Source organism: Halorubrum sp. Ib24, assembly GCF_002252745.1.
In the GTDB taxonomy this organism is placed as follows: Archaea; Halobacteriota; Halobacteria; order Halobacteriales; family Haloferacaceae; genus Halorubrum.
In genome coordinates, this window is sequence record NZ_NHOX01000040.1 from 55,404 (window position 1) to 74,693 (window position 19,290).

At 70.0% G+C, this 19,290-nt stretch carries 17 protein-coding genes and 1 pseudogene; 12 read left to right on the forward strand and 6 right to left on the reverse strand.

Translation table 11 applies throughout. The features are described from left to right. Window positions 1-64: 64 nt before the first annotated feature. From DJ82_RS10340 to DJ82_RS10370, 7 genes and pseudogenes are all read left to right on the forward strand, one after another. Window positions 65-3,715: an ATPase, T2SS/T4P/T4SS family gene (locus DJ82_RS10340; protein ID WP_094581742.1), complete on the forward strand. Its 3,651-nt coding sequence runs from the start codon at window positions 65-67 to the stop codon at window positions 3,713-3,715. A gap of 27 nt (window positions 3,716-3,742) precedes the next feature. Continuing rightward, window positions 3,743-5,788 (forward strand): annotated as a pseudogene (locus tag DJ82_RS15585) (type II secretion system F family protein). Then, window positions 5,778-6,356, forward strand: a complete 579-nt coding sequence (locus DJ82_RS10350) for a hypothetical protein (RefSeq protein ID WP_094581743.1) — start codon at window positions 5,778-5,780, stop codon at window positions 6,354-6,356. The pseudogene DJ82_RS15585 and the gene DJ82_RS10350 overlap by 11 nt, the downstream one beginning before the upstream one ends. Then, on the forward strand, window positions 6,353-6,961 hold the full coding sequence (locus tag DJ82_RS10355; protein WP_241881499.1) for a hypothetical protein: 609 nt from the start codon (window positions 6,353-6,355) through the stop codon (window positions 6,959-6,961). The genes DJ82_RS10350 and DJ82_RS10355 overlap by 4 nt, the downstream gene beginning before the upstream one ends. Beyond that, the gene (locus tag DJ82_RS10360; RefSeq protein WP_094581745.1) at window positions 6,949-7,974 is read left to right on the forward strand and encodes a hypothetical protein; all 1,026 of its coding nucleotides are present in this window, start codon (window positions 6,949-6,951) and stop codon (window positions 7,972-7,974) included. Before DJ82_RS10355 ends, DJ82_RS10360 begins: the two co-directional genes overlap by 13 nt. Further along, window positions 7,967-8,464, forward strand: coding sequence for a hypothetical protein (locus DJ82_RS10365; protein WP_094581746.1), 498 nt, complete (start codon window positions 7,967-7,969; stop codon window positions 8,462-8,464). The genes DJ82_RS10360 and DJ82_RS10365 overlap by 8 nt, the downstream gene beginning before the upstream one ends. Further along, entirely contained in the window at window positions 8,461-9,279 is an 819-nt protein-coding gene (locus DJ82_RS10370) for a hypothetical protein (protein ID WP_094581747.1), read from the forward strand. Before DJ82_RS10365 ends, DJ82_RS10370 begins: the two co-directional genes overlap by 4 nt. 42 nt (window positions 9,280-9,321) lie before the next feature. Here the strand turns inward: DJ82_RS10370 and DJ82_RS10375 are convergent, their stop codons facing one another. After that, window positions 9,322-11,127: an archaellin/type IV pilin N-terminal domain-containing protein gene (locus DJ82_RS10375; protein ID WP_094581748.1), complete on the reverse strand. Its 1,806-nt coding sequence runs from the start codon at window positions 11,125-11,127 to the stop codon at window positions 9,322-9,324. Between the two features lie 162 nt (window positions 11,128-11,289). On the opposite strand from DJ82_RS10375, the gene DJ82_RS10380 reads away from it, so the two are divergent. The 3 genes from DJ82_RS10380 to DJ82_RS10390 all read left to right on the forward strand — a co-directional run bounded on the left by DJ82_RS10380 (window position 11,290) and on the right by DJ82_RS10390 (window position 13,196). Beyond that, on the forward strand, window positions 11,290-12,120 hold the full coding sequence (locus DJ82_RS10380; RefSeq protein ID WP_094581749.1) for an alanyl-tRNA editing protein: 831 nt from the start codon (window positions 11,290-11,292) through the stop codon (window positions 12,118-12,120). Between the two features lie 78 nt (window positions 12,121-12,198). Continuing rightward, complete coding sequence (locus tag DJ82_RS10385; protein WP_094528251.1) at window positions 12,199-12,525, forward strand: transcription factor S; 327 nt, start codon at window positions 12,199-12,201, stop codon at window positions 12,523-12,525. A gap of 89 nt (window positions 12,526-12,614) precedes the next feature. Then, a complete protein-coding gene (locus DJ82_RS10390; RefSeq protein ID WP_094528250.1) occupies window positions 12,615-13,196 on the forward strand; it encodes a hypothetical protein in 582 nt (193 codons plus the stop codon). Between the two features lie 22 nt (window positions 13,197-13,218). Here DJ82_RS10390 and DJ82_RS10395 read toward each other — a convergent pair whose 3' ends face one another. Together DJ82_RS10395 and DJ82_RS10400 are read right to left on the reverse strand one after the other, a co-directional pair. Then, window positions 13,219-13,737: a hypothetical protein gene (locus tag DJ82_RS10395; protein WP_094581750.1), complete on the reverse strand. Its 519-nt coding sequence runs from the start codon at window positions 13,735-13,737 to the stop codon at window positions 13,219-13,221. Between the two features lie 76 nt (window positions 13,738-13,813). Then, a complete protein-coding gene (locus tag DJ82_RS10400; RefSeq protein WP_094528246.1) occupies window positions 13,814-14,185 on the reverse strand; it encodes a methylglyoxal synthase in 372 nt (123 codons plus the stop codon). A 138-nt stretch (window positions 14,186-14,323) separates the two neighbouring features. Here DJ82_RS10400 and DJ82_RS10405 point away from each other — a divergent pair, with 138 nt between their 5' ends. Next, window positions 14,324-15,073: a type IV pilin gene (locus tag DJ82_RS10405; RefSeq protein WP_170938214.1), complete on the forward strand. Its 750-nt coding sequence runs from the start codon at window positions 14,324-14,326 to the stop codon at window positions 15,071-15,073. A 39-nt stretch (window positions 15,074-15,112) separates the two neighbouring features. On the opposite strand, the gene DJ82_RS10410 is transcribed toward DJ82_RS10405, so the two are convergent. Then, window positions 15,113-17,038 carry a beta-CASP ribonuclease aCPSF1 gene (locus tag DJ82_RS10410; RefSeq protein WP_094522256.1) on the reverse strand — a complete coding sequence of 642 codons (1,926 nt, stop codon included), beginning with the start codon at window positions 17,036-17,038 and terminating at the stop codon, window positions 15,113-15,115. Between the two features lie 235 nt (window positions 17,039-17,273). On the opposite strand from DJ82_RS10410, the gene DJ82_RS10415 reads away from it, so the two are divergent. Next, the gene (locus DJ82_RS10415) at window positions 17,274-17,819 is read left to right on the forward strand and encodes a hypothetical protein (RefSeq protein ID WP_094581751.1); all 546 of its coding nucleotides are present in this window, start codon (window positions 17,274-17,276) and stop codon (window positions 17,817-17,819) included. A 2-nt stretch (window positions 17,820-17,821) separates the two neighbouring features. On the opposite strand, the gene DJ82_RS10420 is transcribed toward DJ82_RS10415, so the two are convergent. Then, window positions 17,822-18,736, reverse strand: coding sequence for an SDR family oxidoreductase (locus tag DJ82_RS10420; RefSeq protein ID WP_094581752.1), 915 nt, complete (start codon window positions 18,734-18,736; stop codon window positions 17,822-17,824). A 55-nt stretch (window positions 18,737-18,791) separates the two neighbouring features. Then, entirely contained in the window at window positions 18,792-19,271 is a 480-nt protein-coding gene (locus DJ82_RS10425; protein ID WP_094528238.1) for a GNAT family N-acetyltransferase, read from the reverse strand. Window positions 19,272-19,290: the final 19 nt, after the last annotated feature.

Consider the following 19,290-nt stretch of genomic DNA (forward strand, 5'->3'; position numbering starts at 1 on the left):
GGGGATTATCAGTCGCGGGTTTTTGCGAGACACCTTTTTCAACGGTTGCGGCGTTCCCGTACGCATGGCAACCGAGGACGCCGAGCGTTCGCCCCTCTCGCCCGACGAGACGGCGGACTCCGCGGCGTCCGATCCCCCGGTCGCGGTGGGACGGTACTCGTGGCGCTCGTTTCTCCGCGACCGCGGCCGTGACGACGCCGCGGACGAGCTGTACGCCGACATCGGCGAGGGGCCGGTCGTCCCGTCGACCGCCGTCGACGCCCACTTCGAGGACGGCGTCGACCGAGTCATCCGCGCCGCCGGCGTCGACGGGCCGTACACGACCGACGGCGACACCGCCGTCCCGGGACACGGAACCCCCGAGTCGGGCGCCCTCGTGATCGGCCCCGACCGAGTCGTCCTCAGCGGCGCGGCCGTCGTCCCCGCCGGGACCTCGACCGCGGCGAACCCTCCCGACCCGAGAGCGGAGTCGGTCGGAACGACGGAGGGGGGCGACGGAGACGGCGAGGCGGGCGATGGCGAGGAAGACGACGACGAGGCGGGCGACGGAGACGGCGAGGCGGGCGACGGCGATGGCGATGCCGACAGCGAAGGTGATGCAGACAGCGAGGGCGACGACGAGGAGGCCGACGCCGACGCAGGGGAGGCCGACGTTCCGACCGAAAGCGGCCCCGTCGGGGCGGACGGACCGGAAGGACCGGACGAGCGAGAGGGACCGACCGAACCGGACGAACGCCCCGGAATCGCGGTCGACGGCGCGGGCGTCCCCGGGGTCGTGGTCGCCGCTGGCGACGACGTGGAATCGGTCCCGCGGCGCGCCCCGACTCCCGAGGAGTGGGCTCGCGTCGACGTCGACCCCGACGAGTTCCTCGGCTTCGATCCGTCCGAGACCGGGTACCGGGCGGGGGCGGCCGCCGCCGTCGGCGACGCCCTCTGGGACCTGTGTTCGGCCCGGTACGACCTCTACTCGGTGCCGGTCCTGAAGGGGTACTACACGTGGGACGACTACCGCGACGAGTTCTTCCTCGACGAGGACGGGAACCCGCCGACCGAGGTGAACGAAGAGGGGGAGGAGGTGCCGCTGGCGTTCACCCACGAGGACAAGACCGAAGCGCTCGGGTTCGACCCCGACCGGACGGCGGAGCTCCTCGGCGCCGGCGGGAGCGCCGCCGCCGAGCTCGCGGACCTGGTCGACGAGCGCACGGTGAACGTGAACCCCGACGTCGACGAGGACGAGTTCTTCTCGACGGCGGACGGCGACACCACCCTCGCGAACCGGTACGACCTCGAGAAGGCGGTCCCGATGCCGAAGAAGGTCCACTTCCGAGAGATCGAGCGGTACTGGGTGAACAAGCCGTACGCGTTCGTCATCGTGTTCCGCTCGACGAAGGAGAACGAGGTGAAGTACTACGCGGTCCAGCCGTACCGGACCGACATCGAGGCCGACCTCGTCGAGTTCCTGACGGGGAAGCTCCGCACCTCGATCAAGTACGCCGACGAGGCGATCGCGGGCGGGGACGAGGCGTTCCGAAAGGACGTTATCGTCGACGAGACGCTCACCCTGCTCGACCGGTACGACCTCTACGAGCGCGAGGACGACGACCGCGGGGTGATCGACGACCTCGTCGACGACGTGGTCGACCGGTTCGGCTTCGACGTCACCGAAGGGATCGCCGCTCGGATCACGGAGTCGCTCGGCTACGTGCCCCCGACGAAATCGGAATCGGAGGCGGAGTCGGCGCCGGCGACGATCCTCGCCCGGCCCGAGCCCGCGGTGTTGGCCGAGGACCCGGAGACGCTGTCGGAGCACCAGGTCGAGAAGCTGCTGTACTACCTCAAGCGGGACTTCATCGGCTACGAGCGGATCGACCCGATCAAGTACGACATCAACGTGGAGGACATCTCCTGTGACGGGTACAACTCCCCGGTCTTCGTCTACCACTCCGACTACGAGCAGATCATCACCAACGTCTACCACGAGACCGACGAGCTCGACGACTTCGTCGTGAAGCTCGCGCAGCGCTCCGGGAAGGGGATCTCGAAGCGGCGCCCGCAGGTGGACGCCACCCTCCCCGACGGCTCCCGCGCCCAGCTCACGCTCGGCCGGGAGGTGTCGGACCACGGGACCAACTACACCATCCGACAGTTCAACGAGGTCCCCTTCACCCCGATCGACCTGATCAACTGGAAGACGTTCTCGCTCGACGAGATGGCGTTCCTCTGGCTCTCGATCGAGAACCACAAGAGCCTGATCTTCGCGGGCGGCACCGCCTCGGGGAAGACGACGAGCCTGAACGCGGTCTCGCTGTTCATCCCCTCGAACGCGAAGATCGTCTCCATCGAGGACACCCGCGAGGTCGAACTGCCGCAGCGCAACTGGATCGCCTCGGTCACCCGCCCCTCCTTCTCCGACGACGACAAGGGCGACATCGACGAGTTCGACTTACTGGAGGCCGCGCTCCGGCAGCGCCCCGACTACATCGTGATGGGCGAGATCCGCGGTGAGGAGGGCCGGACCGCCTTCCAGGTGATGTCGACCGGCCACACCACGTACACCACCTTCCACGCCGACACGGTCGGCGAGGTGCTCAAGCGGTTCACCACGGAGCCGATCAACGTCTCGAAGACGATGTTCACCGCCCTCGACCTGGTCTCCGTTCAGACGTCGACCCGGGTGCAGGGAAAGAAGGTGCGCCGAAACAAGTCGCTGACCGAGATCAACCACTACGACGCCGAGAACGACGAGATCAACGTTCAGGACGTGTTCCAGTGGCAGGCGGAGACGGACGAGTTCCTCCAGATGGGCGACTCGAACACCCTCGAAGACATCATGTTCGACCGCGGGTGGAGCCGCGAGACGCTGAACGAGGAGCTCCGGAAACGCCGGGTCGTGTTAGCGTACCTCATCGACCGCGGGCTCAACAGCTACGCGCAGGTGGCGGCGACGTTCCAGGCGTTCATCAACGACCCCGAGACGGTGCTCGCGCTGATGGCGAACGAGGGGCTGGAGCGCTCGCTGGAGGACCTCCGGGAGATGGAGTCCGTGCTCATCAACGTCGACCGCGACAAGGAGGAGATGATCCCCCGCCCCGAGCCGGACGAGGCGGGCCGCGCGGAGGTAGAGCGGATCCTCGCCGACGCCGGGGACCTGTTCGCCGAGTACCGGGGACGGATGCCCGACTCCGTCGCCGACGCGCTGCTCGACGTCGCGCCCGCCGCCGACGTCGAGGCGACGCCCGACGACCACGGGACGCTCGCGGAGGCGGCCCGCGAGGCGGCGGCGCTCCACCCGGAAGCGGCCGGCCCCGAACTCCCCCAGATCGCCGCGGAAGCCGAGAGCGCACCGATCGACGGAACGCCGCCGGAGGCGGTGACGGCCGACGTCGGTGCCGGCGTCGAGTCGAGCGATCGGTCCCCGTCGTCGGAGGAACCGGCGAACGGGACGGAGGCGGCGGATGGATCGGGGTCGGGCACCGGGGTCCGTGACTCGAATGGCGCCGATTCGGGCGGTGGAAGCGGCGCTATCGACTTCGACGAGCCGTTCGAGGAGGGGATCGACGTGTTGGACCCGGCCGCGGAAGACGGCGAGGCAGGGCCCGATGACGACGCGGAGAGCGACGGCGAGGAGGGAGAGGCGGAGAGCGACGACGGGGAGAGCGCTGACGACATCGACGACTGGGGGTTCGGCACGGTCGAGTCCCCGGAGGAGCGGTAGCGCCGTGACCCCGACGAGGTGGCTCGCGTGAGCCTCGACGCGGGGGTCGGCGACGGCTCCGCCGACGCCGACGTCCTCGCGGAGCTGTTCTACCCCGTCTTCGAGCTGCTGTTCGACCCCGACGGCGACTTCGTCGGCGACGTCGAGCGCAAGCTCGCGGAGGCGCGGATGCCGGACCAGGTCGAGATGTACGTCTCCCGAGCGCTCGGCGCCGGGCTGCTCGCCGGTGGGCTGCTCTGGGCGCTCGGCACGCTGATCGGGTACGGCGTGTTCTCGCTCGGGCTGATCGACCCGAACACGCTTTCGCTCGGGATGCCCGCGCCCACGCCGGCGATCCAGGAGCTGTTGCGGTCGCTGGTCGTGCCGACCGCGGTGCTGATAAGCGGGCTCGTCTTCGGGTCGATCGGCTTCGCGCTCGGGTTCGGCGCCCTCGTCGCGGTCCCCTACTCGCGCGCGTCGTCGCGGAAGCGCGAGATCAACCTCCTGCTCGCTGACTCCGTCTCGTTCATGTACGCGCTCTCCGTCGGCGGGCTCAATCAGCTCGAGATCCTGCGCGCGATGGCGACGGCGGAGGACACCTACGGCGAGGTCTCCCGCGAGTTCCAGAGCATCGTCAACGAGACGGAGTACTTCGGCACCGACTACCGGAACGCGATCCGCCAGCAGTCGATGGAGACCCCCTCCGACGAGCTCTCGCAGTTCCTCGCCGACATGCTCTCGATCGTCAACTCCGGCGGCGACATGGAGAGCTTCCTGAAGGACAAAAAGGAGAAACACCTCCGCACGTCGAAACAGGAGCGCGAGATGACCCTGGAGACGCTGGAGCTGTTCGGCGAGATGTACATGACGCTCTCGCTTTTCCCGCTCCTTCTCATCATCATCCTCGTCATCATGGGGATGATGGGGGAAGCGGACGACCGGCTGCTGTACGCGACGGTGTACGTCCTGATCCCGCTGACCGGGATCGGCTTCCTCGTGCTCGTCTCGACCGTCAAGCAGGACGAGCCCGGCGACGGCTACCTCCGCCCCGACGGCGGCAGCGAGCGGCTCCGACAGACGAGCCAGGAAGGGCTGCTCCACTTCGGACTCATCGAAGGGTTCGTCGGTCGATTCGGCGTCTTCGACCGGATCCGCGACCGGGAGGGGACGTACAAGACGAAACGGATCGTCTCGGCGCCGCACCTCTTCCTGCGCGACAACCCGCTGTACACGCTGGCGCTGACCGTGCCGGCCGCGGGTCGCCAGTCGTTCGCCTCGGCGGGCTCAGGCAACGCGCACGACGACCTTGCGATCGGATGGGTCGCACGCCGGTCTGGTCGGCGTTCGCTGGGTCTACGTCCGGCGTAATCCGTGCGGGCCCTCGCATTGTTCCAACGAGTGGAGCCAGCGCTCGAAGCGGCGATCACGGGCAAGGCTCTCCGGAAGAGCCTCCGGAAGTCCTCTCCTCGGCCGAACGGACACGGACAGAACCCTGGCTGGAGTCGGTCCAGACGGTCTCGAGACCGTCGACGGCCAGCTCGCCGAGAGTTTGAAGTTGATTCACGCGAAGGTGAACTACGGATGACCTCCGGGACACCATGGCGAGTTCAACAACACGTAGCGTCCCGCGGCTCGCCCGGACCGGTGAGCTCCATCTGGAGGCGCAGGAGGCCTCCTCGCCCAGATCACGGACGTGCTGACGACGGCGGCGCAAGGCCTCGAGAACAGGACGACATCGAGCGCGAACGGATCTCCCGGACCCGGTATGCAGGTGGCCATCATCCGTGATGACGTACCGTCACGCTGCTCGGCGTGATGGCATCCTCCCAGACCCAGTTCATCGACGTGATGGGCGACCTCTCGTGCAGGCGGACGGCTACGGCGCGGGGCGGCCGGGGTGGCGGCGCCGGCTGGGGGCGGGGCGGCGTCGACCCCGACGTCCTCTCATTGCTGTTCTTCCACGCGGTGACCCTGCAGGCGGTGCTCTCCGGCTTCATCAGCGGCTACATCCGCAACGCCGACATCGTCTCCGGGGTCAAGTTCGCGGTGGTCCTGATGACGCTCGCGCTGGGGGTGTGGATCTATGTCGGGTGAGTCGCGAACGGGGGGATTCGCGTCGGGCGGAGCGGGCCGAGCGCAGACCCCGATCGACTTCGCCGTCGGCGCGAGCGTGTTCCTGCTGACGCTCGGGTTCGTGATCGCGTTCGTGCCGACGGTGTTCGACCCCTTCGCCGGCGCCGAGACCGCCTCGCCGGTCGTGAGCGACCGCGTCGCCGCGGGGCTCGTCGGCGACTTCCTCGCCGCGTCGCCCGCGGAGCCAGCGGTGCTGTCGCCGGCGTGTACGGCAGCGTTCTTCGACGGCGACGGCGGCAACGCCACCCTCGCCGCCGCGGCCGGGTGTCCGGCCGGCGTCGCGAACGACACGGCCGCGGAGTTCGGCCTCGACGACGACGTCCTCGTCGTCGTCCACGCGATGGGCGAGGCGGACCCGGTCGGAAACGCCTCGACCGTCACCGTCGACACGCGATACGGGACGCACACGGTCGACATGCGCCGCAGCACGAGGGACCCGGTCCGCGTCGACCGCGGCGGCGTCAGCGTCTCGCAGCGGCTCGTCTCGATCGAGGGGACGCAGTACCGGCTCACGGTGTGGGTGTGGTGACCGTGTTCCCGGACGACCGCGCGCAGGCGCACACGCTGGAGGCGTTCGCCGCGGCGATCCTGATCGTCGCCGGGCTCACCTTCGCGCTACAGGCGACCGCGGTGACCCCGCTGTCGGCCAGCACGTCGAACCAGCACCTAGAGAACCAACAGCGAGCGGTCGCGAACGACCTGCTGGAGACGAGCGCGGCCAGCGGCGACCTCGAGGCCGCCCTGCTCCGCTGGGACCCGGAGAACGAGTCGTTCACCGACGGCCGGAGCCCGAGCTACTTCACGGGCGGCGGCCCCCCGAACGCGTTCGGCGAGGGGCTGAACGCGACCTTCGGCGAACGCCGGATCGCGTTCAACGTCCACGTCCGACACGGGCCGGACGGCGCGGCGGAGACGACGCTGGTGGACATGGGATCGCCGAGCGACAACGCCGTGACGGCGACGCGTACCGTCGTCCTGACCGACGACGCGAACCTGACCGCGCCGGGGTACGAAGACACGACGCTCCGAGCCCTCTCGAACGGGTCGGAGCCGGGCGAGTTCTACGCGGCCGACGTCGGCGGCGGCGCGGTGTACGACAGACTGGAGGTGCGCATCGTCGTATGGCAGCTGTGATCCCCGGACCGTCCGACGGCGACGGGTCCCGCGACGGTCCCCGTGGTGACGACTCCACCGGCGACGGTCCGCGCGGCGACCGGCGGTTCCGCGACGCGGACCGCGGCCAGCTCCTGTTGATCTCCGGGCTCGTCGTGGCCGTCTCGCTCGTGGCGCTCGTGGTGCTGCTGAACGCGAGCATCTACAGCGAGAACGTCGCGACCCGCGGCATCGAGGCCGCCGACGGCGAGGCGCTGGAGGTCCGCGCCGCCGCCGTCGAGGAGACCGGCGCGCTGATCGACGGGACGAACCGGAACCGGCCTTCGGACCACGATGCGGCGGCCACCGCCGTCGAGGACGGGATCGCCGATCTCGACGCGTACCTCGCCCGGGCGTACGCCGATCGCGGTGGAGTGACGCACGTCTCGGGGAACCGGACGACGATGGAGAACGGGAGCTACGTGACCGGCGATCTCACCGCGAACGGCACCGGAGACGCGAACGCGACCCTCGCGGCCGACGTCGATCGGACGCGCGGGTTCGTCGTGGCGGTCGATCCCGCAACGCTCGCCTCCACCGACGCGGCCGGGGCACCGACCGACGCCTTTTACGTCGAATTCGACGACGGCGTCAACGAGACGCGGGAGGTGTACGTGTACAACGCCACCGACGACAACGTCACCGTCGCCGTCGGCGAGAACGGGAGCGACCTGACCGTCGTCTGCTCGGCGCCGGCCGCCGACCGCGTCGCCGTCGACCTGACCGGCGGGACGCTCGGCGACGAGCGCTGTCCGGGGCTCTGGACGACGAGCGCCGGGGCGCTGGGCGCTCCCTACGACGTGACCCTCGAGCGGACGGACGAGGCGAACGGGACGGCGACCGCGACCGCGCTCCCCGCCTCCGGGAAGTCCGTCAGTTCGGATCACAATGCGACTCCCGCCGTGTACGAGGCGCGGATCGAGCTCCGCTACCGGACCGCGGACCTTCGGTTCGAGACCACGGTCCGGGTCGCGCCGGGTGAGCCCGATGCGTGACCGCGGACGGAGCGACGAGGGCCGCTCGCTCCGGAGCGACGAGCGCGCCGTGAGCGTCACCGTCGGATACGTGTTGACGCTCGCGATCGGCGCGGTGCTGCTCTCCGGGGTCGTCATCGGGATCGGCGGCGTCGTCGACTCGCAGACGGACCGGGTCGTCAGGGGCGACCTCGCCGTCGTCGGGCAGACCGCCGTCGCGAACCTCGAGAGCGCGGACCGGCTCGCCCGCGCGGCGGAGGTCGACCGTCCCGGCGGCGCCGGCGACGCGACCGTGGCCGTCGATGTCGACTTGCCCACCCGTATCGCCGGTCGTCCCTATCGGATCGCGGTCGACAACGAGTCGGTGACGCTGCGGACCGACGACCCCGAGGCGGTCGCCGAGATCCCGCACGTCGCGAACCTGTCCGTCGAATCGTCTCGCGTCCGGGGGGGACCGATCCGACTCCGGTACGACAGCTCCGCCGGCCGGCTGGAGGTGACGGAGCGATGAGCCGGCGGCGGAGTCGGACGGTCTCGGTCGGGGGCCTCTCCTCGTTCGCCGATGACGACCGCGGCGTGAGCGACGTCGTCGGCTACATCCTCGTGTTCTCGCTGATCACGGTCACGATCGGCACGGTGTTCGCGGTGGGGGTCACCGGCGTGGAGGACCGGCGGGAGGCCGAGCGCGTCGCCAACGTCGAGCGCGCGTTCGACGTGCTCGACGACAACCTCCGGGACGTTCAGCGGTACGGCGACCCGAACCGCGCGACCGAGATCCGGCTGGCCGGCGGCACCCTGTCGACGTCCGCCGAGTCGCGGTTCGTCCTCGCGAACACCAGCAACGCCAGCGACGTCGCGAACGGTACCCTCGGCGAGTGGACCTCCGGGACGATCGCGTACGAGGAGGGCGACACGACGATCGCCTACGAGGCCGGCGCCCTGGTCCGCGGCGACGGCGACGGCTCGGTGATGCTCTCGGAGCCCCGCTTCGCCGCCGCCGACGGTCGGACGACGATTCCGATAATGGCGTTGGTCCGCGGCGGCGGAGAAGGGAGCGTCACCGGCGAGGGAACCGTCCAGATAACCGCGGTCGACGAGGCGAACGCCGACTCGGAGACGACCCGGTTCGACGCCGCGAGCGGCGAGACGCTGTACCTCTGGGTGGAGACGGACCATCCGGACGCGTGGGCGCGCTACTTCGAGCGCGCCGACGACTTCGCGGACGCGACCCCCGCCGACGCCGACGGCGTCGCCGTGGCGGAGCTCGAACACGGCGACTCGGTGTACGTGCGCGAGGTCGTTCGCGTCGTCGGGTTGCAGCGCTGACGGTCGCCCCGCGAGGGGCCTCGTCCGACCGGCTCGGCCGAGCTAGTCGTCCTCGATCGTCACGCGGTGGCGGGAGACGTGCAGGTGGCTCACCACGGGAACGGACGCCCCCCCGAACGGCTGCAGCGTGGCGAGCGACTCGTCGTAGTGGAGGTTGAGGTCGGCGTCGTTGAACGTGAAGCTCCCGGAGGTGAACGACCCTCTGAAGGTCATATTGTTTGTAAGCGTCATGTCGCTCGTCGGCGCGTATACCACTCCCGCGACGTCGATGCCGTCGCTCGGAGCCCCCTGAAAGTCGATACTGCCGCCGCTCGAGTACACCCATAGGTTCCCCGTTACGTCGTCGTCGGCTGCGATTCGCGCCTGATGCGTCACGTCGACGTTCCCGGTGTTGTACAGCTCGAAGCGGGTGCCGGTGGCCGCCGTGATCGCCGCGTCGTCCCGTACCCCGACCGCGCCGTCGACGAACAGGTCGCTGCTGCCGCCGCCGCGCGCGCGGAGGGTCGATCCATCCCGCATGGAGAAGCCGCCCTCGGCGAGGACCGCGACGTCGCCGCCCCCGCCGTCGAACTCGACTCCGCTGCCGTCCTCGCTCACGTCGAGCCGCCCGTCGACGTGGACGGTCGCCCCGTCCTCGATCCGGAGCGTACTCCCGTCCGAGACCGTGACGTCGCCGTCGACGTATGTGTCTTCGTCGATGGTGCGGACGGTTCCGTCGTCGTGGACGAATCCCGTCGTGGAGGCGCCGCTGGACTGGAGGTTCAGATCGCGGACCCGTTCGATCCGTTCGGCGATGGCTCCCGCGACGGGGTCCGCGCTCCCGACCGAGTCGTCGACCCGCTTCTCCCCCGTGATTGTCAGCTTCTTCTTCGCCTGTCCCTTCGGGATCTTGAACGACTCCGCGACGAGGTCTCCGCGGATTTCGATCGATTCGGTGTTGCCGCCCCCCTTCGACGTGAGGTGGAAATCGCTGGTCGTCTGGAGCACCGCGTTATCGCTCGCGTTGCCCTTTCCCGGATACGATCCGACGGTGGAGTCGTAGCTGTCGGCGTACAGGGTGTTTATGCCGCCGAACTCGAGCCGTGACGTGCCGAGCGCAGAGACGCCCGCGCTGAGCGTCGGGTGGACGGTCTCGGTTCGGAGCGCGACGCGGACCTCCGTCGGCGACACCTGCGTGACGTTCGCTCGCGTCCGGGTCTCGAAGAACCGCCCCCACGCCTCCGCGTACTGGCTCTCGACCGTGACCGTCACGTTCCCGCCCAGCAGCGGGTTCGAGACGTTCTCGGAGGGGAACAGCCCCTCCGGGTGTTTCGAGGTGCCCGTCACGACGGCGTCGTCGCCGAGCCGCCCGTCGACCCCGTCGATCGTCACGAGCGGGAGCGTGAGGGTGTCGCCGCGGTAGTGGAACTCGGGCGGGGACACCATCCACGACCCGTCGCCGTTCGACCGCCAGACCCCGCCGCCCTGATACGCCACCCGGTCGTCGCCCCGCTCGTAGACGACGGCGCCGAGCGTGACGTTCTCCGTCACCGTCTCGATCCCGCCCGTCTCGTTTTCGGCTTCGACCTCGATCCGCATCACTCCCGCCTCGTCGTCGACGCGCACGTCGGCGCTCCGGCCGGGATCGAGCCGGATGCGCTGGCTCGTCGACCCGCCGTGCGCCACGAGGCTGGCCTTCGAGTCGACCTGCGTCATCGCCCCCTCGATCCGCTGGACGTCGGCCGACGACTGCACGTCGCCGAGCGCCGTCGACCCGAGCGCGACCGTGACCCCGACCGCCGTGATCGTGAGCCCGAGGAGGAGCACGACGCCGATCACCTCGCTCTGGGCGCGGTCGGGACCGTTCATGAGGCCGCCTACGTCGGGAGCACGCATAAACGTCGACGTCCGAGTATCGGATCTGAGATCGTCTCCGGTCTCGACCCCGACCGCGCCGTCGCCGTCACCACTCCCGGCGCGCGCCGCTCCCCGAGCGCACCACCTAAGCCGGCGGAGCCGATCTCTCTCGGTATGACCGAGGAGCTGTACCTCGCCGACGACACGGTGACGACGTTCGAGGCGACCGTCGAGCGCGCGCTCGAGGACCGCGTCGTCCTCGACCGGACGCACTTCTACCCGACGGGCGGCGGGCAGCCGCACGACACGGGGACGCTCCGCCTCGCCGACGGGGAGCGCGACGATCGGTGGCGGGTGGTCGACGTCCGGAAGAAGGACACGATCTACCACACCCTCGCGCCGGCGGCCGAGGCGGGTGACGGCGGTGGCGCGGCGACCGACGGCGACGCGCCCTCGCCGCCCGAGCCCGGTACCGCGGTCGTCGGCGAGGTCGACGCGGCGCGCCGGGCGGCCCACTCCAAGTACCACACCGCCCAACACCTGCTGTCGGCGCTCCTCTTGAACGAGTTCGACGCGCAGACCACCGGAAACCAGCTGTACGACGACCACGCGCACCTCGACGCGGCGTACGACCGCTTCGACGACGCGGACCTCGACCGCATCGAGGCCCGGCTCAACGACCTCGTCGCCGACGAGCGTCCCGTGACGAGTTACGCGATGGACCGCGCCGAGGCCGAGGCGACCCTGGACTCGGAGCGAACCCGCATCGACCTCCTCCCCGACTCGATCGAGGAACTCCGGATCGTCGAGATCGGCGCGGCCGGCGCGGACGACGCGGGCCTCGGGACCGACGCGGACCCCTACGACCGCACCGCCTGCGCCGGAACTCACGTCGGTAACACCGGCGAGATCGGCGAGGTCGTCGTCACCGGCCGGGAGACGAAGGGGGCGGACGAGGAGCGCGTCCGGTTCGCGCTCGCCGAGCACCTCGACGGCGCCGAGTGAGGCCGTCGACCGGCGGACTCGGCTCCGTCGTTCGGTCGCGATCCCGCCGCTTATATACGATCCGCGGCTGGTTCCGCCATGAAGTTCTGCGACGAGTGCGGCTCGATGATGAAGTCCGGCGAGGGCGAGGACCACTGGGTGTGTAGCTCCGCGGACTGTGACAACGAGATCGGCCGCGAAGACGGCGACGACGAGTGGACCACCGAGTCGCAGGTCGAGTCGGAGGTCATCGACGTGAGCGACGCGGAGGACAAGGGACTGCCGCAGACGACCGCGCACTGTCCGGAGTGCGGAAACGACCGCGCCTACTGGTACATGCAGCAGATCCGCTCGGCCGACGAGTCGGAGACCCGCTTCTTCGTCTGCACCGAGTGCGAGCACAAGTGGCGCGAAGACGACCACTGACCCGATCCGCGGCGGCCCGCTCTCCCCTCGCCGGCCGCGCCGCCCCCGTCCCCGCTCGCTTTTAATTACCTCCCCGGCGAACGGCGACCATGGACCCGCCGGTCGTCCCCCCGGACCGCCTCGACGGCTGGCGACGCGTCGCCGAGACGACGGACCGACCGTTCGCCGCCGGCCCCGTCTCCGTGACCGCGAGCACGGTGCGGTACGAGCGGGCGACCGACCCGCCCCCGCGGCCCTTCTGTTTCGCGAGTCGCCTGCGGATCCGCCCGGAGACGGCGCCGAACGCCGCGCTCACCCGTCTGGTCGAGCGACGGGCGAGAGAGGGGTTCCGCGACCGGCTCGCGGCCCGCGACATCGCGGCGGTCGAGCGCCGCGGCGACCGCGAGATGGCCGTGGACGACCCGGCCGCCGAGCGCGCGACGGTCTGGACCTTCCGCGGCGACTGCCGGCTGGAGGAGGACGGGACCGGCGGAGACCGCGAGGTCCCGATCGAGGCGCTGCTCGCGGTGTGGGCGGCCGACGAGTACCTCCTCGCCGGCGGCGCGTACCCGGTCGTCGCCGCCGCGTACCCGGAGGGTCGGGGTCCCGAAGACGCGCGCCGCGAGCTGTTGGGGATCGTTCGCGGTGTCCGCCCGCCGGCGGACAACGGGGATGAGGAGGACGGGGAGTAGCAGAAGCGAGGCGCGCTCCGGGTCAGCAGGCCGTGACGCCGGCACCGGACTCGATCGGAGAGCCGCTGTCGCTGTACTCCGAGTCGTCGATCGCGCCGCCGAACATCGGGAGGGTGAGCTCGTACGCGTACAGCACGCCGAACGCCGCGAACGGGTCGACTCCGTTCGCGACCGCCTCACGCGCGGTGAGGCGGACTCCCGCGGCGAGCACCACGATCGGATCGCCGCCGAGCGCGCCGGCGGCTTCCAGCCCGATCTCGTTGCCGGCGGCGGGGTCGGTCAGCACGGAGAGGTGGACGACGGCGTCGATCGTCGCGCCCGTCTCCCCGATCGAGATCGGGTAGCCGTCGCCCGCGAAACACCGCGTGGGCGGCGTCGCGGCGTCGTCTGGTGTGCCGCCGTCCGAGGCGTCGCCGCCGGACGCGTCGCCGCCCGTTTGCGCCGCCCCGATACCGACGGCCGCTCCGCTCGCGGCGAGCGCCGAGACGAGGAGCAGCGCGGCCGCGACCGCCGCGATCCGGGTCATCGGGTGCCGGGTCATCAGTGCGGGGTACGACGGACGGACGTAAAACGCCGCGGCTCTCGGTATCCGATATGATACTTGGACTCGGGGAGGCTCACGTCGAGCCGAGGAGCCCCTCGACGAGCAGTTCCCCGGAGGCGACGTTGGTCGCCAGCGGGACGTCCTTCACGTCGCAGACGCGCAGCAGCGCGGAGATGTCCGGCTCGTGCGCCTGCGCCGTGAGCGGGTCGCGGAGGAAGACGACGCCGTCGATCGCCTCGTCGGCGATCATCCCGCCGATCTGGAGGTCGCCGCCGTACGGCCCCGACGCCTGCCGGTTCACGGCGAGGCCGGTCTCCTCGGCGATGCGTTTCCCGGTCGTCCCCGTCGTCACGAGCTCGCAGTCGTCGAGGGCCGCGGCGTGCTTTGTGACGAACTCCACCATCTCGTCTTTCAGCTCGTCGTGGGCGATGAGCGCGAGACGCATACCGTCCGTTCACGGGTATGGTATAAGTGTATACTGAAAAGCAGTATCTGTATTGATAGGTGGGCCGACGAACTCATACGACCCCCACCGAACAGGCGAGTATGATATCCGACTGCGTCGCCGGCGACGGGGTGATCGATGCGCGGTAGCGACGACCGCGGCGTCAGCACCGTGGTCGCGACGATTCTCATGGCCGCTATCGTCGTGATAATCGCGGCGAGTATCGGCGTCACAGTTTTCGATATCGGCAGCGCGCTCACGGAACCGCAGGAGCCGCGCGCGTTCGGTGACACCGAGGTGACGCTCGGACCCGAACACCGGGCGTGGGGCGGGTGGAACTCACGGGTCAGCGATCCGCCCCGAGGCGACGTCGACGTCGTCCGCATGGAGTACGTCGCCGGCCCGTCGTTCGAGGGCGACGAGGTGGGTTCGATACTCGTCCGCTGGGAGGGCGGTGACGGCGAGGGCGGACAGGTTCGCTTCCTGAACCCGAACCTGTTCGACGAGGACTCCGAACAGGAGTTTCACTCGCAGAACGTCGGTGAGTTCTGTACCGGCGATTTCGCGGTCGGCGACGCGTTGACCGTCCGGATGGTCCACAATCGGTACCAAGAGGACGGGGAGACTGGGGTCGACGGTCCGCCGTACGAGTACGTCGAATCGGGTCAGAACGACGTTGCCGGCGGCGCCGGCGACGAGCCGTTCTTCCGCGTCGAGAACAGGTACCCGATCGAGTTCAGCGGCGACCGTCCGATGGAGCCCGGCGACTCCGTCGAGATCCGCTTCATCGGCGTCGAGGAGGAGCAGCCCATCGCGCGTACGACGGCGGTCGCGACCGCGGCCACCGACGGACCGACCGAGCGGGACAAGCCCGGTTGCGACGCCTGACAGCCGCGTCCCCGACGCCCGCTCCACCGATGGCCGGCGTTACTTGAACCGGAACGTCTCCAGGTTCTTCGGCGCGAACGTCCGCATGTTGTAGTCGTGGTACAGCGCCGAGGAGAGGTCCTGCACGGAGCGCTCGTCGCCGTGGACGCACAGCACCTTCTCCGGCCGCGGGTTCATCGTCTTCACGAAGTTCTCTAACCCCTGCCGGTCGGCGTGGCCGGAGAAGCCGTCGACGACCTCGGTCCCCATCTCTAGGGTGAGCGTGTCGCCGCGGCTCCCGCCGCCCCAGCCGTCGACCGGGATCTCGTCCCAGCCGTTCTGGATCCGGCGGCCGAGCGTTCCCTGCGCTTGGTAGCCGACGAAGACGAGGTTCGAGTCCGGGTCGGGGCCGATGTGGCGGAGCCACGACATGATCGGCCCGCCCTCGATCATCCCGGAGGTGGAGATGACGATGCACTCGTCGCCGTCGGCGACCTCCTGTCGCTCGTCCTCGCCGGCGTCGATGTGGTTGAACTGCTCCGCGAGGAACGGGTTCTCGTCGTCGTGGAAGATCCGGTCGCGGAGGTCGTCGCGGAGGTATTCGGGGTAGGTCGTGTGGATCGCGGTCGCCTCCCAGATCATCCCGTCGAGGTGGACGGGCATCGTCGGGATCTCGCCCTTCCGCATCGCCTCCTCTAAGACGAGCATGATCTCCTGGGAGCGCCCCACGGCGAACGCGGGGATGACGACCTTCCCGCCCTGCTCGTACGTCTCGTTGATGACCTCCTTGAGCGCCTCCTCTGAGTCGGCCTGGTCGGTCTGGTAGTCGTCGCGGCCGCCGTAGGTTGACTCCAGCACGAGCGTCTCCACCCGCGGGAAGTCGTTGACCGCGCCGTTGAACAGGCGGGTGTCCTCGTAGTGGATGTCGCCCGAAAAGGCGACGTTGTAGAGCCCGTCGCCGATGTGGAAGTGCGTGACGGCGCTCCCGAGGATGTGGCCCGCGTTGTGGAAGGTGAGCTTCACGTCGGGCGCCACGTCGGTGACGTCACCGTACTCGAGCGGAATGGTGTGTTTGATCGCCTCGCGGACCTGCGCCGATTCGTACGGCGGCGTCCGCCCCTCCTTGGCGGCGACGTCGAGGTAGTCCAGCGTGAGCAGGCCCATCAGGTCGCGGGTCGGCTCGGTCGTGTAGATCGGGCCGTCGTAGCCGTACTTGTACAGGAGGGGGATCAGCGCCGAGTGGTCGAGGTGAGCGTGCGTGAGAACGACGGCGTCGAGCGTCGCCGCGCCGGCGCCGAGCGCCTCGGGGACCTGCAGGTACGGCACCTCGCCCTCCGCGCCGGGCTTGTCGCCGCAGTCGATGAGGATCCGGGTCTCGGGCGTCGAGAGGATGAACGCGGCGCGGCCGACCTCGCGACAGCAGCCGAGCGTCGTGATCCGGACCCACTCGTCGTCGGACATCTCCTCGCGGTGGATCTGGCGCCCGACGCGCTCGAGGATGTCGCGGCGCTCCTCGCGCTCGGTCTTCAGGAAGCCGCGCACGTTCGAGACGGTCGAGGACTCGATCGGCGGCGTCCGAACGACCTCGGGGGTCCAGCCGACCTCCTGGGTGATCTCCCGCAGCGTGGAGCCGCGTCGGCCGATCACCATCCCCGGCTTCTCCGCCTCGATGACGACCTCGCCGGTGTCCTCGTGGAAGTCGAGGTCGGTGACGCCGGCGTCGTCCGGGATCACCTCGCGGACCTCCTCCTCGGCGCGGGCCGGCGGAGAGAGGGCGCTGGGGTCCGGGCGGACCGTGATTCGTTTCCGGAGCTTGGAGGCGAGCCGGCGGATCAGGTCGCCGTCGCCGGCGAACCGCTTCGGGTCGCGGGTGTAGACGACCAGTTCCGGGCCCTCGTACTTGACGTCGGTGACCGTGATGTCGTTCGGAATCTCCTGTTCGATCTCTGATTTCAGTGTATCGAGCTGCTTGTCGACTTGACTCATATCTTACCGCGGGTAGTCGGGGTCGCCGCCGCCGTCGAACGCGTCCGCGCGCCGGTACGTGGCTCGTCGCCGAACGGTCGACCGTGACGGGGTAGGCATAGTGGTAGTACTGTCCGTAGGTGGTACCGTGCGGGAACAGCCAGCGAAAACCCGCTTAGGTGGACGTATACCCCCGTTATTATAAAACCCTTCGCAAAGGGCAAGCCCCTTGCCCGGCGGTGGCGTTCGAATCCCCATGCGCGTTACCCCCGAAACGGTCCGCGACGAGCGCGCGTGGGTCCGCGACCGCGCGCCGGTCGTCGTTCCCCTGATCAACGAGACCCGCGAGCGACTGGGGACGCTGTTCGAGACGGACGTCGCCCCGGTGAGCCGCGAGGCGTACCGCCGCGAGGTCGACGCCGTCTTCGCCGACGGCGAGGTCGCGGTCAACGTCGCCGGCTGCGTCGCGCTCCTCCGTGACCTCGACGTCGCCGACGACTACCCCGGCTTCGTCGTCGACGAGGCCCTCGGCCGCGAGCTCGCGGCGACGCTCGCCGGCGGCCGGCCGCTCTCGCTGCTCGGGCAGGCGACGTTCCACTTCGTCGACGTTCACGTCAGCGAGGACGAGACCGCGTCTGGCGACGACGCCGGCACCGCCGGCGCCGACGACCTCGACGCGGCGCTCGCCGCCGGCTTCCAGACGCGGCTCCCGGGCTGGGAGTGGCGGGAGGGAGAGAGCCCGTTCGCGTTCGCGCCGGGCCGCGACGAGTCGGGGACCGGCGGCCCGGAGCGGGGCGGCTGACGCTACGACGTGAATTTCAGGACGAACTCGTAGCCGCGGTCGAGCACCGCGTCCGGGAGGAAGCGCGCGAGGACGCCGACGCGGGCGGCGGTGCCCGGTTGCACGCGCGCGGGCGGTTGCGTCGCGCTCGCGACATCGTAGATCGCGCCGGCGACGACTTCCGGCTCGACCGCGCCGGGACCCCCGCCGCCGACGAGCTTCGCGTCCTCGAACAGCGCGTAGAACTCCTCGTAGGCGCCGGAGCGGTCGTCGTCGCCGTTCGACGCGCCGCTCCCGCCCGCGTCGTCTCCGTCGCCCTCGCCCCCGTCCGAACCGACGCCCGCCTCCGCCTGCGCGCGCTTCGAGAAGTTCGTCTTCACCGGTCCGGGCTCGACCACGACGACGTCGATCCCGTGCTCGGCGACCTCGTTGCGGAGCGCGTCGGACATCGCCTCGACCGCGAACTTCGAGCCGCTGTAGACGCCGCCCCCGGGGAACGAGACGCGCCCGGCGACCGAGGAGACGTTGACGATAGTCCCGTCGCGCTCGCGGCGCATCGCCGGCAACACCGCCTTCGTGAGCCGGTGCGGCCCGTACACGTTCACGTCGAACTGCTCGTGGACCGCCGCCGTCGACACGTCCTCGATCGGGCCGAACTGGCCGTACCCCGCGTTGTTGATCAGGGCGTCGATCGCGCCCTCCTCGTCGAGGATCCGGTCGACGACGCGGTCGTCGTCGGACTGGTCGGTGACGTCCAGGGTGGCGAGCTCGCAGCCCGCCTCGCCGAGCGTCTCGATGTCGGCGGGGTTCCGCGCGGTCGCGTACACGGTCCACCCCTCGTCGTTGAACGCGTGCGCCGCGGCGCGGCCGATACCCGAGGAACAGCCGGTGATGAGTACCGTCTTCTGCACGCGTCGTCGGTCGGCCCCCGACGGCATAACTCTCCCGACCCGAGCGCCGGTCTCCCCCGCGACGCCCGGAGCAGGATTCGCGTCACAGCTCCTCGGTCCGGATCCCCATCGCCCGCGACGCGGGCGCGGTCCGCTCGAACCCCCACCGCTCGTAGAAGCCGTCGACGTCGGCGAGGAGGTCGACGTACGCGCCGTCCGGCGCGTTCGCGCGGAGCCACGCGACGAGCGCGTCCATCATCGCCGTTCCGATCCCTCGCCCCTGATGCGGCTCCGCGACGGCCGTATCCGAGAGGTGAAATATCGATCCGCCGTCCCCGACGATCCGCGCCATTCCGACCGCCGACCCGGTCTCGGTCTCGACGACGTGAACGCCGTGCGTCGTGTTCGGGAGCCCCCGTTCGACCGCCTCTCGCGACCGGTCGCTCATCTCGGCCTCCCGCCGGAGCCGCCGGAACGCGTCGACCGACGGCGTCGTCTCTCGCAGCTCGTAGCCGGCCGGGAGCGCGTGGCCGTCCCGTCCCGGATCCGGCCCGTCGGACTCGACCGCGTGGTCGTCGCTCATGGGTCCCCGTTCGCGCCTC